Source organism: Streptomyces olivoverticillatus (genome assembly GCF_014203555.1).
GTDB lineage: Bacteria > Actinomycetota > Actinomycetes > Streptomycetales > Streptomycetaceae > Streptomyces > Streptomyces olivoverticillatus.
Window position 1 is genome coordinate 283,267 of record NZ_JACHJH010000005.1, and the last position, 15,331, is coordinate 298,597.

General features: G+C 70.3%; 12 protein-coding genes, 2 pseudogenes and 1 riboswitch. Of the genes and pseudogenes, 8 read left to right on the forward strand and 6 right to left on the reverse strand.

The window, feature by feature from the left end; genetic code table 11:
• Nucleotides 1-66: 66 nt before the first annotated feature.
• Entirely contained in the window at nucleotides 67-2,106 is a 2,040-nt protein-coding gene (locus FHS39_RS18460; protein WP_184350634.1) for a restriction endonuclease, read from the reverse strand.
• A gap of 312 nt (nucleotides 2,107-2,418) precedes the next feature.
• On the opposite strand from FHS39_RS18460, the pseudogene FHS39_RS25505 reads away from it, so the two are divergent.
• Together FHS39_RS25505 and FHS39_RS18465 are read left to right on the forward strand one after the other, a co-directional pair.
• Nucleotides 2,419-2,487, forward strand: a pseudogene (locus FHS39_RS25505) (helix-turn-helix domain-containing protein); the annotation flags it as partial.
• A gap of 128 nt (nucleotides 2,488-2,615) precedes the next feature.
• Nucleotides 2,616-2,984: pseudogene (locus FHS39_RS18465) on the forward strand (RNA-guided endonuclease InsQ/TnpB family protein); the annotation flags it as partial.
• Between the two features lie 15 nt (nucleotides 2,985-2,999).
• Here FHS39_RS18465 and FHS39_RS18470 read toward each other — a convergent pair.
• Nucleotides 3,000-3,734, reverse strand: a complete 735-nt coding sequence (locus FHS39_RS18470; protein WP_343069634.1) for a TetR/AcrR family transcriptional regulator — start codon at nucleotides 3,732-3,734, stop codon at nucleotides 3,000-3,002.
• An 81-nt stretch (nucleotides 3,735-3,815) separates the two neighbouring features.
• Here FHS39_RS18470 and FHS39_RS18475 point away from each other — a divergent pair, with 81 nt between their 5' ends.
• The 4 genes from FHS39_RS18475 (at nucleotide 3,816) to FHS39_RS18490 (ending at nucleotide 6,742) form a co-directional block, all read left to right on the forward strand.
• Complete coding sequence (locus tag FHS39_RS18475) at nucleotides 3,816-4,589, forward strand: polysaccharide deacetylase family protein (protein ID WP_343069635.1); 774 nt, start codon at nucleotides 3,816-3,818, stop codon at nucleotides 4,587-4,589.
• Nucleotides 4,590-4,664: 75 nt separating this feature from the next.
• Nucleotides 4,665-4,988, forward strand: a complete 324-nt coding sequence (locus tag FHS39_RS18480) for a type VII secretion target (RefSeq protein WP_184350441.1) — start codon at nucleotides 4,665-4,667, stop codon at nucleotides 4,986-4,988.
• Between the two features lie 3 nt (nucleotides 4,989-4,991).
• Nucleotides 4,992-6,293 (forward strand): amidase domain-containing protein, encoded by a 1,302-nt coding sequence (locus FHS39_RS25885; protein WP_184350442.1) that lies wholly within the window; start codon nucleotides 4,992-4,994, stop codon nucleotides 6,291-6,293.
• Complete coding sequence (locus tag FHS39_RS18490) at nucleotides 6,293-6,742, forward strand: hypothetical protein (RefSeq protein ID WP_184350443.1); 450 nt, start codon at nucleotides 6,293-6,295, stop codon at nucleotides 6,740-6,742. Before FHS39_RS25885 ends, FHS39_RS18490 begins: the two co-directional genes overlap by 1 nt.
• A gap of 131 nt (nucleotides 6,743-6,873) precedes the next feature.
• Here FHS39_RS18490 and FHS39_RS18495 read toward each other — a convergent pair whose 3' ends face one another.
• A complete protein-coding gene (locus FHS39_RS18495; RefSeq protein ID WP_184350444.1) occupies nucleotides 6,874-7,971 on the reverse strand; it encodes a magnesium and cobalt transport protein CorA in 1,098 nt (365 codons plus the stop codon).
• A gap of 137 nt (nucleotides 7,972-8,108) precedes the next feature.
• Nucleotides 8,109-8,283: riboswitch (M-box (ykoK) riboswitch) on the forward strand.
• 323 nt (nucleotides 8,284-8,606) lie between these two features.
• Between FHS39_RS18495 and FHS39_RS18500 the strand changes: the two genes are divergently transcribed.
• Together FHS39_RS18500 and FHS39_RS18505 are read left to right on the forward strand one after the other, a co-directional pair.
• Nucleotides 8,607-9,953, forward strand: coding sequence for a magnesium transporter MgtE N-terminal domain-containing protein (locus FHS39_RS18500; RefSeq protein WP_246470334.1), 1,347 nt, complete (start codon nucleotides 8,607-8,609; stop codon nucleotides 9,951-9,953).
• Nucleotides 9,950-11,242: an NRAMP family divalent metal transporter gene (locus FHS39_RS18505; RefSeq protein ID WP_343069636.1), complete on the forward strand. Its 1,293-nt coding sequence runs from the start codon at nucleotides 9,950-9,952 to the stop codon at nucleotides 11,240-11,242. The genes FHS39_RS18500 and FHS39_RS18505 overlap by 4 nt, the downstream gene beginning before the upstream one ends.
• A gap of 687 nt (nucleotides 11,243-11,929) precedes the next feature.
• Here the strand turns inward: FHS39_RS18505 and FHS39_RS18510 are convergent.
• From FHS39_RS18510 to FHS39_RS18520, 3 genes are read right to left on the reverse strand one after another with little or no spacing between them, the layout of a single operon-like run.
• Nucleotides 11,930-13,204: a COG4705 family protein gene (locus FHS39_RS18510; protein WP_184350446.1), complete on the reverse strand. Its 1,275-nt coding sequence runs from the start codon at nucleotides 13,202-13,204 to the stop codon at nucleotides 11,930-11,932.
• A gap of 38 nt (nucleotides 13,205-13,242) precedes the next feature.
• Entirely contained in the window at nucleotides 13,243-14,511 is a 1,269-nt protein-coding gene (locus FHS39_RS18515) for a sensor histidine kinase (protein ID WP_184350447.1), read from the reverse strand.
• Complete coding sequence (locus tag FHS39_RS18520; RefSeq protein WP_184350448.1) at nucleotides 14,502-15,155, reverse strand: response regulator; 654 nt, start codon at nucleotides 15,153-15,155, stop codon at nucleotides 14,502-14,504. Before FHS39_RS18520 ends, FHS39_RS18515 begins: the two co-directional genes overlap by 10 nt.
• Nucleotides 15,156-15,331 lie beyond the last annotated feature (176 nt).

Consider the following 15,331-nt stretch of genomic DNA (forward strand, 5'->3'; position numbering starts at 1 on the left):
CGCACGACCGCCGGCCTGACCTGCTACGACCGTCGGGCGGACCTGCTGCGACCGCCGGGCGACCCGCTACGCCACCTCTATCCCGTACTCCTGCACCAGCGCCTCCAGCCCGCCCGGATACCCCTTGCCGCCGACGACGAAGTCCCAGTCGCCGCTCGCCCGCCTGCGGAAGGAACCCAGGACGAGCGCGGTCTCGCCCGGCCGCCCGTCGGAGACCTCCAGCTGCCCCAGCTCCGCGCCCGAGGCGTCCGACAGGCGGATGCGGGCGTCGGTGAACCGCGACAGATCGGCGTCCGGATCGGCCTCCGGGTCTATGGCCGCCACCAGCACCAGCCGGTCCGCGACCGAAGGCAGCGCCTCGAAGGCGACCGCCAGGGCTGCCTTGTCGGCGCCGCCGGGCGCGACCGCCCGCACGGTCCCGTCGGGCGTGCGCGGATTGTTGTAGAAGACGAAGTGGTCCTCGCTGAGCACCTGCGGGCCCGTGCAGACCAGCGCGCACACGTCCAGCGCCACGCCGCCCGACCAGGACATCCCCAGCACGTTGTGGTCGCCGTCCACGGCGGCATCCGGCGCCGGGGCCTTCGGCTGCGGCGCACCGCCGCCCAGCCGCCCGCGCAGCCCGTGCTCGGCCAGCAGGGCCACCAGCTCCTCGCCGGAGACCAGTGTGAGCGGCTTGCCGTTGGCGAAGGCGTACGAACCCGGGCCGAAGCCCGAGGTGGTCACGAGCACCCCCTTGTTCGCGCCCGCCCCCTGCACCGTCCCGTACAGGTCGCGCACCGCCGTCGGCGGCACCGTCTTGCGGTACCGCTTCACCTGCACGATGATCCGCCCGCCGCTGATCGGGTCCGGATCCAGCGCCTCCACGTCCACGCCGCCGTCGTTCGACCGCTGCGTCATCACCGCTCGCATGCCGCGGGCCCGGAACAGCTCCGCTACCAGCGCCTCGAACTCGATCGGATCCATCTCGAAGAGGTCGGGGTCGTCCCCGCCGCCGTGCGAGACGACACCCCGCCCCACCTCGCCGGGCGCCCGCCCCGGCCGTACCGCCGCGAGCTGGTCCGGGCGGGCCGACAGCTGCCCGCCGAGCCCGTCGGCGAGACAGTCCACGGCGCTGACCTGCTCCAGGTGCAGCTGCGCGAAGGACTGCCGGGAGACGGTGACGGAGGCCAGCACGATGTGCGTACGCCGCCCGGTGGCCGGATCGTGCTCGTCCACGAAACCGTTCAGCGCCACCGACTCCAGCGCCCCGAAGCCGTCCGCCGCGAACAGCTCCCGCAGCGCCAGCAGCACGCACTGCGCCAGCACGTCCCGGTAGAGCGCGCGCCGCTGGGTGAGCGGGCGGGCCGTCTCCTTCTCCTCGTCCGCCGTCGGCATGTACCGCACCGACTTCGTCTCCGGCACGATGCCGAAGCCCGGCAGCTCCCAGTCCAGCACCAGCTGGCGCGCCCCCGGGTCGTAGGCGGCCGAGACCTGGTGCGGGAAGTCCTGCGGCCAGGCGCCGGAGGCGTAGAGCGCGGCGGAGAAGTACTCCACCACCGCATCCGGATCCCCCTCGCGCAGGGCGGCCGTCATCTCCCCGATGCCCGCGTTGTGCCGCCGGATCTCCGCGAGCGTCGTGGCGGCCCACTGGTCGTACTGCTGCTGGTACGCGGCCAGCTGCTGCCGGCGCACCGCCTCGGCATCCTGCGCGGCGCGCTGGTCCTGCTCGTACTGGGCGCGGCTGCCGAAACGGTAGGCGTTCGGATCGGGCATTGCGACGGGCTGCCCCAGGTGCCCCGGGTTGAACGGCTCCACCTGCTCCGGCCGCCCCAGCATGTCCGGCGTGAAGCCCGGCGCCCGGCACCCGGCGGCCAGCAGCCCCTCCAGCGCCGCGACCTGCGCCTCCAGCTCCTCGGTGCGCCGCCGGGCCTCGGCCTCCCGCGCCTGGCGGTACGCCTGCCGCTGCTCGCGGTCCTGCCGGGCGACCTCGCGCTCGTACGCCCGCTGCTGCCGTTCCTCTTCGCGCTGCTGCTGCACCGTCGCCCGGTGCCGGGCCTCCTGCTGGCGCTGCTGCTGGCGCTGCGCCTCGGCCCACATGCCTATCAGTCCATTGGAGCGGCGGCTCATACGGTTCATGCCCTCCCCCCGGGACACCCCCGCGTCCCGGAACCGCGTACGTACTGGCTCCACGACCAGCGGTGACCAGTCGACTTTAGTCTGCTTCGACGGACTGTTCTTGGACGGCCGGTTCTGCTGCTCGATCTACTGCTTCACGGTCGATGGCGGAGCCACGCCGACTGATCCGGTGAAGACCGCCCGGACCGCAAGCCGTTGTGTCCGCCAGTAGCGCCGGACCGTGCACGAGCAGGTGTACATGGTTGTTCTCCCCGTTGAACTCGACCAGTTCGCACCTCGAAGTCGGCGCATACTGCGCGCGGCATGCGGTTGCGGTACAGCTTCCGCCTGTACCCGAACGGTCCTCAGCGCTCGGCGCTGGCCCGGGCGTTCGGGTGCGCGCGGGTGGTCTGCAACGACGCGCTCCGCGCCCGTGAGACCGCCCGCGCCCATGGCGTGCCGTTCCCGAAGACGGGGGACCTGTCCAAGCTGCTGATCACCGAGGCGAAGAAGACCGGGGAACGCGCCTGGCCAAGTCGGTGCACGACGCCGGATGGGCGTCGTTCCTGGCGATGCTGGAGTACAAGGCGGCCCGGTACGGACGCACCTTCATACACATCGGCCGGTTCGAGCCCACCTCGCAGGTGTGCTGCGTGTGTGGCGTGAAGGACGGCCCCAAGCCCCTCCACATCCGCGCGTGGGAATGCCCGGCATGCGGGAGCGTCCTGGACCGGGACATCAACGCGGCGGTCGACATCGCCAAGGCCGCCGGACTGGCGGTATCAGCCTGTGGAGCGCAGGTAAGACCGGAACACGTTCCGGCACGGCGCAGAGAAGCAGGAACCCACCGAGACGGTCAACCGACCGTGGCAGGAATCCCCGCGCTTTAGCACGGGGAGCGGAAGTCAAGCCCTGTCAGGAATGTGCTCGGCGGGAGGGTTGAGCCCCAGCGACCGGAGGAGGTCGAGCATCTCGGCGAGGTAGAGATGGCCGGGGTTGTGTGTCTGGGCGCGCAGGTGTCCGAACACTTCCAGCGACACCAGGCCGTGCATCCGCCCCCACAGGCGCAGGGCGAGCGCGACGGCGGCCGGCGGCAGTCCGGGGTACTCCTCGCGGACCGCGGAGACCAGGGCGGGCGTGAAGTCCGACCACAGGTGCCCGCCCGCCGGCTGCAGCGGCTCGGCCTCCGGCCAGACGGCCGCGACGAGCCCGGTCAGCCCCACGCAGGTGCGGCGCTCGGCCTCCGGCGCCGCCCCGCCGTCCGGGGGCTCGTAGCCGGGCACCGGATCGCCGTAGACCAGCCGGAAGCCTTCGGGGTGCGCGAGCGCCCACTCGCGGAACCCCTGCGCCCAGGCCAGGAGGCGGCCTGCCGTGTCATCGGCCGGACGGGCGTCGCGCGCGGCCTCCACGGCGCCGACGAGCGAGGTGTGCACATCGTTGATGAGCGTGGTGACCAGGTCGTCGCGGGTGGCGTAATAGCCGTAGATCGCGCCGGCGGTCATCCCCATCTCGCGGGCGATGGCGCGCAGTGAAATGGCGCCCGGACCGCCCTCTGCCATCAGCCGGAGCGCGATGGCCTTGATCTCCGCGCTGGTCTCGGCCCGGAGCCGCTCGCGACGGCTCTGCCGCTGCTCGCTCACGCTGTCGATTTTACTGCGTTGTGGTCGTGCGTGCCGTGCAGCGGATGAACGCCGTGCAGGGGCTGCCGATAGCCTGCGGGCGTGACGTCTTCGCGCACGGAGGTTCTGCGCACGGCGGTCCTCGCTGCGCTGGCCGTGACGGTCCTGGGCGCGGCGACCGCCCCCGGCACCGACCCGGTGCGGGCGCTGTACGGCTCCGCGAACCGCACGATGCCCACGCCGCGCCATGTGGTGGCTCTGACGTTCAACGCGGCGTGGAACGACAAGGGTCTCGACGCGATCCTCGGGACGCTGCGCGAGCACCACGCCCCGGCCACCTTCTTCCTGACCGGTGCCTTCGCCGAGCAGCACCCCGATGCCGCGCGCACCATCGCGGCGGCCGGGCAGGGGATCGCCAGCCACTCCTACAGCCACCCGCACTTCGGGGAGCTGTCCCCTGGGGAGCGGGCGGCGGAGGTCCTCAGGGCGGACCGGGCCCTCCGCAAGGCCATCGGCTCCGCACCGCTGCCGTTCTTCCGCTTCCCCTACGGCGAGACCACCCCGCGGCAGATCACCGAGGTCAACGCCCTGGGCTTCGCCGACATCGAGTGGACCGCCGACACAAACGGCTACCTCGGCACGGGGCGCGGCATGACCGTGGGCAAGGTCGTCCAGCGGGCATTGGACGCGCTGCGCCCCGGCGAGATCGTCCAGATGCACGTCGGCACCTCGGAGAACCAGGCCACGATCCTCGACGCCGAGGCCCTGCCCCGACTTATCGAAGCGCTCCGCGCCCACGACTACGAAATCGCAGACCTCCGCGACTTCCTCGGCGCCCGCACACAGGCAAACGACCCGGGGCGGCCCTGGTTCTAACAGGGCTTCGGGCCGAGCGCAGGTTCGCCGAACCGATCGCCTATCTTTGGCCGTTGAGCCAACCAGGGGGGATTGGTGGACATAAACATCAAGACGGACCAAGTGCGGCAAGGCGCCGGAGGAACCGAGTCGGCCGCGCACACGGCGCTGGAAAACCTCCGCCGGTCTCTCGATTCGAGCGATACGGCAGCCGACGGTCACCACGGCTGGACCGCTGCGGCAGCTTTGAAGCAATGCGCGACCGCCTGGGAGGACCACATGGTCGACCTGGCCAAGCAGATGAACACCATGGCCGAGAACCTCCACAGCTCGGCGAACGCCTACGACGCCACTGATCTGCAGGAGAAGGACGCCATTTCCAGGATCCGGCACGGGCTCTCCGAATTCGGGAGGAGCTGAGCCGTGGTCTCCTATCACGACCTGTACGGCTGCCGCGTCGACCAGTGGAAGAAGGCGGCCGACGACTGGGTTGCCCTTTCCAGACGTTCCGAAGCCGCCGCCGAGGACATCCGCGCACAGGGCAAGAAGCCGCTCGACGAGCACTGGGCGGACGCCACGGGCAAGAAGGCGGGCAAGCGTCTGGAGGACATCGCCGACCGCCTGGAGGCCGGTGGCGACATCACCAAGGGCGTGGCCATGGTGCTCGACGGCCTGGCTTACTCGATGGAGTGGGCCCAGCGCACGCTGTTCCACGCGGTCGAGCTCGCGAACGAGTACGGGCTGCACATCCAGGACGGCCACGCTGTCGGCTCCTACACCGGTCCGACGGGCCCCAATGTGCCGCTGGACGTCGGGGCCCGCAACAGCACCGCCTACGCCAAGGAGCAGGAGCGCGTAGCCGAGATCAACGGCCTGATCGAAGAATCGTTGCGCCAGGCCACGCAAGCCGACGGGAAAGCGGCCGCCGAGCTGGCCAAGCTGGCGAAGACGGTCAACGTCGCCGACACCAGTAAGGCGCACAACGAGATCGAGGTCGAGGCCTCCCGTGTCGAATTCGACATGCTCAGGGCGGACATCCCGGTCGGCAAGGACCCGCACCTCGTCCGCGCCTGGTGGGACGGACTGACATCAAAGCAGCAGAAAGACCTGATGCGGGCGGATCCCGTGACCCTCGCCGACCTCAAGGGCCTGCCATCGGCAGTCGGGCGGGAACTCAGAGGCGCTGACGGCAAGATCGACCGTGTGGAGATGGTGCGGTACGCACTGGATCACTGGGACAAGAAGGACGATCTCCACTTCAGGAACAACTGTGCCAATTTTGTGTCATCAGCCCTTGAAGCCGGTGGCATGGAGAAGAAGCTCGGCGTTTGGACGGGGCCCATGGGTGACAACACCTGGGGCCGGGAGAGCGGCGTGGGATGGGACGCGATCGACCGGCGGGTCTACCACTCACGCTCATGGGCGCTGGCCAAAGACCTGCAGAAGTTCCTGCTGCGCAACGGTGGCGACGAGGTCCCAAGGTCGCAAGCGCGCCCTGGCGACGTCATCTTCTACGAGCAAGTGGCCCCTGGCGCCTCGGAGCCCCCGGGTGAGACCTACCACGCCGCCGTCGTCACGTCCGTAACACCCGACGGCGACATCAAGTTGACCCAGCACACCAGCTCATGGCAGAACGTCAGCCTCGACAGCCGCGTGCACATCGCCACCAGGAACGAAGGTGAGCAACGCATCCACATCGTCCGCCCTCATCCGGATTGGTACTGATGGCTACCTCACCTTCCTCCGCTCCCATCGACCCCGCAGCACAGAAGCGCCCGCTCGGGCTGGGCGCGCTGATCGCTGGGCTGTGGGTGCCACTCGCGACCGTTGCCGGCGTGGTCACTTCCTGGCAGGTGGAGGGCATCGACCGGGACTGGGTCGACCGGCAGCAGGCGGCATGTCGGCACATGCCCTTCCCGGCAATGGAATATCTCGCCGCCTGGACAGGGCCCGTCCTCGGTATATCGGCAGTCGTTGTCTGCGTCCTGCTCGCCAAATGGATGCGCCGACGGCACGGCGTTCGGATCTGGGAGACGAAGTGGGGGCTGCTGGCCTACTTCTGTGTCTGGCCCAATGTGCTGACGATCCTGCTGGAGCTGTTCACCCTGTATGCCACCTACTCGCCCATCGATTCGGGTCCGATTCTGGGCGATTGCCGCTTCGGCGGCCCGTAAAGCCCCTAAAGACCGATTCCGGCGCGCGGACCATTGCGCCGGCCCGTTGTCTCCGCCGTCGTGACCGACTCGGCGGTGCCGGCGAACAACAGGCAGCGACCAGGTGACCAGGTTCGCCCACCCTCCCCGTCTTACAGCCAGCCGTTGCGCTTGAAGCCTCGGTGGAGGAGGAAGCAAGCGACGAGGATGACGCCGATCGCGAGGGGGTAGCCGAAGCGCCAGCGCAGTTCCGGCATGTGGTCGAAGTTCATGCCGTACATGCCGGTGACCATGGTGGGTACGGCGAAGATGGCCGCCCAAGCAGTGATCCTTCGGGCGTCGTCGTTCTGGGCCACGGCCACCTGCGCGAGATGGGCCTGGAGGATGGAGTCGAGCAGCGTGCTGAACGCGGTGATCTGCTCGGTGACTCGGGCGAGGTGGTCGGCGACGTCGCGGAAGTAGGCGCGTGTCTCGGGGTCGACGGAGCGCAGCGGCGTGGTGGAGAGCACTTCCAGGGGGCGGGCGAGCGGGACCACGGCCCGCTTCAGTTCCAGGACCTCGCGCTTGAGCTGGTAGATGCGGCCGGCGTCCGCCGTCCGGGAGCCCTGAGGGGAGAAGACTTCGGTCTCGACCTCGTCGAGGTCGTTCTGGACGGCGTCGGTGACGGTCAGGTAGTCGTCGACGACGTGGTCGGCAATGGCGTGCAGCACCGCCGAGGGCCCCTTGGCCAGCTGTTCGGGGTGGGCTTCGAGGTCCTCGCGGAGCGGGCCGAGTGAGCCGTGGCGGCCATGGCGGACGGTGACCACGAAGTCGGGGCCGGTGAAGACCATGATCTCGCCGGTGTCGACGACCTCGCTGGTGGCGGTCAGCTGCTCGTGTTCGACATAGGTGACGGTCTTGAGGACGGTGAAGAGGATGTCGCCGTAGCTCTCCAGCTTGGGCCGCTGGTGGGCCTGGACGGCGTCCTCGACGGCCAGCGGGTGGAGGTCGAACACCTCGGCGACCTGGGCGAACTCCGTCTCGGTCGGCTCGTGCAGGCCGAGCCACAGGAAGCCGTGGCCGTGTTTGCGTACCTGCCGGACGGCTTCCTCGACCGTGTCCGTAACGGGCTGCCGGACGCCGTCGCGGTAGACCACGCAGTTGACGACGGACGAGCCGAGCGGGGAGCGGGCCGGGTGGCTGAGGTCCACGCGGCGGCGGCTCTGCCGCGTCAGGCGGGCCACTTTGCGCAGGTCGCCGACCATCGACATACGGGACTCTCCTTCGCCGGCTCGGGGTCCGGACAGTGTGCCAGGGGAGGGTCACGGTCCCGTAGGCGTGAGGTCAAGCGCCGGTCATGGATTGGGAGAGCGGGTCGGCGGGGGCGTATCGTTGACACGGTTTTGATGAGACACCTCGTTCGGTGAGGCGTCTTCACGGACACAGGCCACTGATCCCACCCGTCGAGAGACGCTCCGGATCAGGACAGGTCTCCCCGGCCCAAGGGGTGACCCCAAGTGGCTTCCCCGCGAATGCGGGGACACGCCGTGGAGTGCCAAAGCTCTGACGAGTTGGGGTGCGCCGGGTCTTCCTTCCGGCTGCCCTGCCGTATGGCCGCAGCGTCGTGCGCGGCCGGGATCGGGAGGAGGCGAGCATGGACAGTAGTCCGGGCCATAGTCGGCCCCTTCCCGCGTTGTCCTCGCCGTCCCTTCGCGGCCTGAGACAGCCCGTTCTCTTCCACTGACCCGACCCCGCCCGGCCCCGTCGCGGGCCTGCCCGGCGCGTCGGGTCGCCGTGTGTCCTGCCGCCGCGTCCGGAGCAGGGGGAGAGCGCGCTGCCGTGGTCGCCCGGTGCCCCGTCATGCCGGGGCAAGGGGGTGTTCATCTTGTCCGTCAACACTCTGCTCATGTCCACTTCGGCCCGTCTGCGCGACCGCCGGGTCCATCTGGAGCGCGGCGCCACCGCCTCCAAGGCGGTCCGCACCTCCCTGGTCTCGCTGGCCGGGCTGATCGGCGGCCCGGTCACCAACCAGGCCGGCGAAGAGGTCGGCCGTGTGGTCGACGTGGTCGCCCGGCTGTACGGCGAGGAGTCGTATCCGCCGGTCACCGGGCTGATACTGCGCATCGGGCGGCGGCGTACGTTCCTGGCCTCGGACGCCATCGGCAGGGTGCACGCCGGGCACGTACGGCTGCGCACCGCGCGGATCGACATGCGGGACTTCGCCCGGCGCCCGGGTGAGGTGCTGCTTGCCAGGGACGTACTCGACCACCAGCTCGTCGACGTGGACGGCGTGCAGGTCACCCGCGCCGCCGACCTGTACCTCGCACCGCTGGTCGACAAGGTGGTGCTGGTCGGCGTCGACGTCTCCCTGCCGACCCTGCTGCGCCGGCTCGGCCCGCGCCGCTGGCAGGCCCGGCCCACTCCGGAGCGGGTGCTGGACTGGCAGGCCGTCGCCCCGTTCGCCGAGCAGGCCACCGAAGGCCCGCCGGAGGTGCGGCTGCGCGCCTCCCGGACCGCGCTGCACCGGCTGCGCCCGGCCGACCTCGCCGACATCCTCGAAGACCTCGGCCGCAGCGAGCGCCAGCAGCTGCTGGGCTGGCTGGAGCCGGAGCATGCGGCGGATGCGCTGGAGGAGATGGAACCGGCCGAGCTGGAGAACCTGCTGCGCGAGGCCCAGCCGGACCATGCCGCCCGGCTGATCGACGAGATGGAGCCCGACGAGGCCGCCGACGCCCTGCGCGACCTCACCGGGGAGGAGCGCGAGGCGCTGCTGGCCCGCATGCCGACCGGCGAGGCGGCGGAGCTGCGCCGGCTGCTGACGCACCGGGAGGGCACGGCGGGCGGCGCCATGACCATCCTGCTGGTCACCGCCCGCCGGGACGAGACCGTCGCCGAGGTGCGAGGCCGGCTGGCCCAGCAGGCCGAGCACCGTACCGAGATCGATGCCGTCGCCGTCGTGGACGAGCAGGACCGCCTGCTGTGCGATGTCGGGCTGTTCGACCTGGCAGTGGCAGAGGACACGGCCCCGATAGCCGACCTGGTGTCCTGGCCGGCCCAGTTCGGCCCGCCCGTCACCGTCCACGCCGACACCCCGCTGGCCGAGGCCGCCGACCAGCTCGTCGCCGCCCGCGCCTCTTCCCTGCTGGTGGTCGACGACACCGACCGCCCGATCGGCCGGATCCTGGCCGACGACCTGCTCGACGCGATGCTGCCCGAACGCGGGCGCCTGCACTTCCGGAGGTTCCTCCAGTGACCCGCGACCTCGACACCGCCACTGTGCCGGAGGCCACGGAGCGCCCCGTCCGCCGTACCGGCTGGCGGCGCATCACCATGGTCGCGGCGATCGCGGGCCCCGGCCTGGTCGCCGCGAACGCGGGCAACGACGCCGCCGGCATCGCCACCTACGCCTCGGCAGGCTCCCAGTTCACCTACGGCACCCTGTTCTTCATGGTCCTGGTCACCGTCGCCCTGGTGATGGTGCAGGAGATGGCCGTCCGCCTCGGCGCCCACACCGGCAAGGGCCTCGGCGCGCTGATTCGCGAGCAATTCAGCCTGCGCCTGACCGCGCTCGCCGTCTTCTGCCTGCTGCTGGCCAATACGGGGCTGGTGGTGAGCGAGTTCGCGGGCATCGGCGCCGCCTTCGAACTGCTCGGCGTCCCCAAGTGGGCGGTCATCCCGCCGGCCGCGATCCTGCTGTGGGCGCTGGTGCTGTTCGGCTCGTACCGCTGGGCCGAACGCATCTTCCTCATCATGTCACTGGCGTTCTTCGCCTACCCGGTCGCCATGATCCTCGGCCGCCCCGACTGGGGCGCCGTCGGCCACCACCTGGTCGTCCCGCACATGGAGCCCAACAAGGACTTCATCCTTCTCGCGGTCGCGTTGATCGGTACGACGGTCAGCCCGTACATGCAGTTCTATGCGGCCGCAGGCGTCGTGGACCGCGGCGCCAAGCCGGCCGACTACCCCCTCATCCGCGCCGACGCCGTCCTCGGCGCCGTCTTCGCCTGCGTCATCAGCCTGACCATCATCATCGCCACCGCCTCCGCCATCGGCGGCACCGGCCCGCTCGACTCCGCTGCTCAGGCCGCCGAGGCCCTCAAGCCGGTCGCCGGCCAGAACGCCGAACTCCTCTTCGCCGTCGGCCTGCTTGGCGCCTCCGCCCTGGCCGGAGCGGTCGTCCCACTGTCGGCCAGCTACGCCATAGGAGAGGCGGCCGGCGTGGAGCGCTCGGTCTCCCGCAGCTTCCGTGACGCCCCGCTGTTCCTGGGCCTGTTCACCGCCCAGATCGTGCTGGGCGCCACCGTGGCGATGACCCCGGTCGACGTCATCCAGCTGCTCATCGGCACCCAGGTCCTCCAGGGCCTGATCAGCCCCATCGTCCTGGTCTACCTGCTGGTACTGACCAACCGCCGTTCGGTCCTCGGCGCCGCCGCCAACGGACCGCGCTACCGAGCCGCCGCCACCGTCGTGGTCGTCGGCGTCGCCTGCATGTCCACCATCCTGCTGGTCCAGACGGTGCTCGGCTGGCTCGGCCTGGCGTGAGGCGCAGAGCAGCGGAGAAGCTGTGCGCTGCGAGCGTGCTGCGAGCGCGAAGGCCCTCCCGTCCGACGGACGGGAGGGCCTTCGCCAGGTGTTTCTCTGTGCCCCCGGGCAGATTCGAACTGCCGGCACCCGCTTCAGGAGTGGGATCGAATCCTTGCCGGGTCGTGCGTGGCGCTGCCGCGTGATGCTGTCCCACCTGGTCAGCGTCACACGGCTGTGTGCTTCATCCGGCTCATGGCGGCCTGTGCCGGACAGTCCGCTCACGCATCGCGCACGCACGTCGGCATCAGTCGGCAATGTCGGAGCGGGCCTCCCCGTCGGGAATGCCCGCTCCGGCGAGGACACACGGCTGCGGGACTGTCACGCCCGGCGGTATCGCAGTCCCCCGTCTGTGCGGTGGCCGTCGTGGATCCGGGCGCATCGGACCGGCTCGACACAAGGGCAGGCGAACAAGCCACACCCCGGAGCCGAGCATGTCGGAGAGAGGCATTCATCTGCAGGCCGGTGCGTTGCCTTCGGAGCCGGCCCCGCGGACCGGGATGAGGGGGGTGAACGTGGCCGGAGCCCTTCTGGTGAGGGAGAGTCGGCCGCCGATGGAGTGGGCCAGTTCGGAAGCGCGGTTCTCTGCGCCGCCTCGGCACACTGAGCCCGTCGGCCGGGTGGGCCGGCCGGGCGCTGTGCGGTCTGTCAGCCCATGTCCGTCAGGAGGGCGTTCAGTTCCTTCTCCTGCTGCGCAGGCGACATCGGCGGGTTCGAGTGATCGATGCCGAACGTCTTGAGCACCTCGTCCATCTGGGCGTCGATGGAGGTCCAGCCGGTCTGGTCCAGCGGCTGCAGCGAGGCCTGGTCGGCGTCCCACAGGTCACGCAGTGACTGGGCGGCCGCGTGCGCGCCGGTCGCGTTCCCCGAGCGTGCGTCCTTGAGCGAGGTGGAGGCGAGGGTCTTCAGCGCAGCGACCTTGGCGGGCGGGAACTTCTTCACCGCCTGGCCGGGAGCCATCTGGACGGCGGAGGTGTTGTCGGTCTCCGGCGCCGGGCCGACGTGCGGCTGGCCGTGGGCCCAGACCAGCAGGCCCGCGGTGGCGACGGCCAGCAGTCCGAAGCCGGCAAGCGCGGTGCGCTCCTTGCGCGGGTTGCTGGTGGCCGGTGCGGCGTGGGTCGCCTCGTGGGTCTCGGTCACGTCCGAGCGCGTCACCGTCAGGTAGACCACCGTCGCCAGGATCAGGCCGAGGAAGATCAGGCTGGTGGTGAACGTGCCCAGCGCGAGACCGGTCGGGTCGCCCGGGTTCTGGGCGACCTTGGGGGAGGCGAGCCAGTCGCCGATGTTCGCGCCCAGCGGGCGGGTCAGGATGTAGGCGAGCCAGAAGGACAGCACCGGGTTCGCGCCGAACTTCCACAACAGCGTGATCGCCGCGATGAGGCCGAGCGGCAGCAACACGGAGACGCCCGGGCTCCAGCCGGTCAGCTCCAGAGTCCAGTCGCCGGTCGCGGTGCCGAGCGCGAAGGTGACGAGAACGGCGAGCCAGTAGAACGACTCACGTGGCAGCGTCGTGACCGAGTGGATCGACAGCGTGCGCTCGCGCAGCCACCACACACCGAAGACCACCGCGAGCAGCACCGAGAAGACCGCGGAACTGATCCACAGCGGCACGTTCAGCTGGTCGGTCAGGATGTCGGTGTACAAGGTGCCCGTGACGCTGACAACGACCACGGTCAGCCAGTAGGGGAACGGAACGTACCGCTTCAGCCGCAGCTGGATGGCCAGGACCACCACGAACACCGCGGTGAAGATCCAGGCCGTGTTCGCCAGGCCGACGCCCAGCTTCATGTTGATCCAGTCGGCGAAGCTCTCACCGACGGTCGTGCACAGGACCTTGATCACCCAGAACCAGATGGTGACCTCGGGGACCTTGTTGAGCATGAGCCGCCCGCTGCGCGTGCGTGCTTCCGTTGTCGTTGTCATGCAGGGAGGTTTACGCGGGGAATCTGCACGTAACCTGACTACGTGGTTGCACGGGCGGCCGGGAGTGTCACCTCGACGTGACCGCGGCCGTCCGCGATCGCGCGGACCTCCGCACCGGCCGAGGCGGCGATGCGCCGGACCACTGGGAGCCCCAGCCCGTACCCGTCGCCGCCGGTCACACCCGCTTCAAAGACCCGGTCGACCTCCGCGGGATCGAATCCGGGGCCGTCGTCCAGGACATCGACCACGATGGCCTCGCCCTGGTTGCGCGCGGTGATCCACACACGCGACCGCGCATGCCGCAGGCCGTTCTCCAGGAGGGGCGACAGCAGCGACACGGCGACGTCGGCCGCCACGGCGACCTCGATCTTCGAGGGAAAGGCGACCTCGACCGCGCGGCCGGCGATCGCCTGCCGCGCGGCGGAGCGCAGATCGCATCGGGTCCCCTTGTCCGTCCGTGCGCGCGCGGCGCGCAGAAGCGTCGTGATCGCCGCATCGAGGCGGTCGACCTCGCTGAGCACCGCCTCCGGTGGCACCGGCTCGCCGGACAGCTGCGCCAGCTGCGCCTCGGCCCGCAGGACCGTGAGCGGTGTCCGCAGCTCGTGGGCGATCTCATCGGTGAGCCGGCGCTCGTCCGCCAGCGCGTTGTCGACGCGCTCCAGGAGATGGTCCAAGGTCCGCCCCAGTTCCCCGAACTCGTCGCGGGGGACCCCGAGGTTGAAGCGGCGCCCGGGTTCGTGATGGCCCCAGTCGTCGGCGAGGGCGGCCATCTCGTGCACGACCCGCAGCGCGCGGCGCACCACGAGGTGTGCGACACCGCCGGCGAGGAGGATTGCGAGGCCGCCCAGTATCAGCGACAAGGTCAGGCTGCGCTGCTCGGATGTCTCGTAGGGCGTGAGGTCCACCCGGACGATCACCATGACGTGGTGGCCGTCGATCGGGACCTCCCGCGCGTACAGGAGGTAATCGCCGACCGACGCGGTCTGCGATCGCCCCGAGTCCGCCAGCTCCTCGACGCGATCGACCACGCTCGGTGGCACGTTCCCGTCGATCAGGCGGCCGTCGGCATACACCCAGGCGACCTCGTCCAGCGCCTCGCTGCCGTTCTCCGTCAGTACGACACGGCCGCCTTTGGCGGTGACGTTCGCCGCGACCGCCTCGGCACGAGTACGCGCCAGATCGTGCGCGTCGGCGTCCGTCACCCGGCTCAGCAGTACGTGCGAGACCACGACCAGTATCGCCACCACGGCGGTGGCGATCAGCACGGTGAGTGCGACGACCCGCTTACGGAATCCCGTCACTGCCATCGGTAGCCCACGCCGCGGACGGTCGCCAGACGCTCGGCCACACCCAGCGGACCGAGCTTGGCCCGCAGCCGGCGCACATAGGAGTCGAGGGTGTTGTCGCTGACCTGCGCCCCGTGCGGCCAGCCGGCAGCGATGAGGGCGTGGCGGCGTACCGCGTCGCCCTGCGAGGCGATCAGGCGGCCCAGCAGCCGGAACTCGGTTGGGGTCAGACTCATGCTCACCGAATCGTAGGTCACCACGTGCTTCGCCGGATCGAGGACAACCTCGCGCGGTGCGGGCGCCACGGTGGCCCGGCGCAGCAGCGCCCGGACGCGGACCAGCAGTTCCGGGATGTCGAAGGGTTTGGTCATGTAGTCGTCGGCGCCGGCCTCGAAGCCGCCCACCTTGTGATGCAGGCCGTCCAAGGCGGTGAGCATCAACACCGGCGCGTCGACGCCGCGAGCCCGCAGGGCCAGGCAGACGTCACGGCCGTCGGCATCCGGGAGCCCGAGATCCAGGACGACCAGATGGGGCGCCGGTGCGAACTGCCGCAGCAGGCTGTCGGCCGTGGCGGCGACGGAGACGGTGTGGCCGTCGTGCTCCAGGGCGCGCTTGAGGACGTCGCGGACCGCCGCGTCGTCTTCACACACCATGATGAAAGCCACGTGCTGACCCTAGATACTCCCGTCCCAGTTCTCTATCTTCCCTGGTCAGCCGCCTGACGTGCGGGAGCAGGCCGCTGGTGCCGCACGGCCCTGCCCTGCCAAGCCGCGACGTGGCTGCTGCATCGGGACGGTTCATGGGCCAGGGCCTCCGCATCCTGGATCGAGCAGCCCCAAGT

Bases quoted from the DNA above. Each gene is read 5' to 3' on its own strand.
- FHS39_RS18460 (WP_184350634.1), bottom strand. From the start codon at position 2,106: ATGAGCCGCCGCTCCAATGGACTGATAGGCATGTGGGCCGAGGCGCAG.
- FHS39_RS18490 (WP_184350443.1), top strand. From the start codon at position 6,293: ATGGCTACCTCACCTTCCTCCGCTCCCATCGACCCCGCAGCACAGAAG.
- FHS39_RS18495 (WP_184350444.1), bottom strand. From the start codon at position 7,971: ATGTCGATGGTCGGCGACCTGCGCAAAGTGGCCCGCCTGACGCGGCAG.
- FHS39_RS18500 (WP_246470334.1), top strand. From the start codon at position 8,607: ATGTCCACTTCGGCCCGTCTGCGCGACCGCCGGGTCCATCTGGAGCGC.
- FHS39_RS18510 (WP_184350446.1), bottom strand. From the start codon at position 13,204: ATGACAACGACAACGGAAGCACGCACGCGCAGCGGGCGGCTCATGCTC.
- FHS39_RS18515 (WP_184350447.1), bottom strand. From the start codon at position 14,511: ATGGCAGTGACGGGATTCCGTAAGCGGGTCGTCGCACTCACCGTGCTG.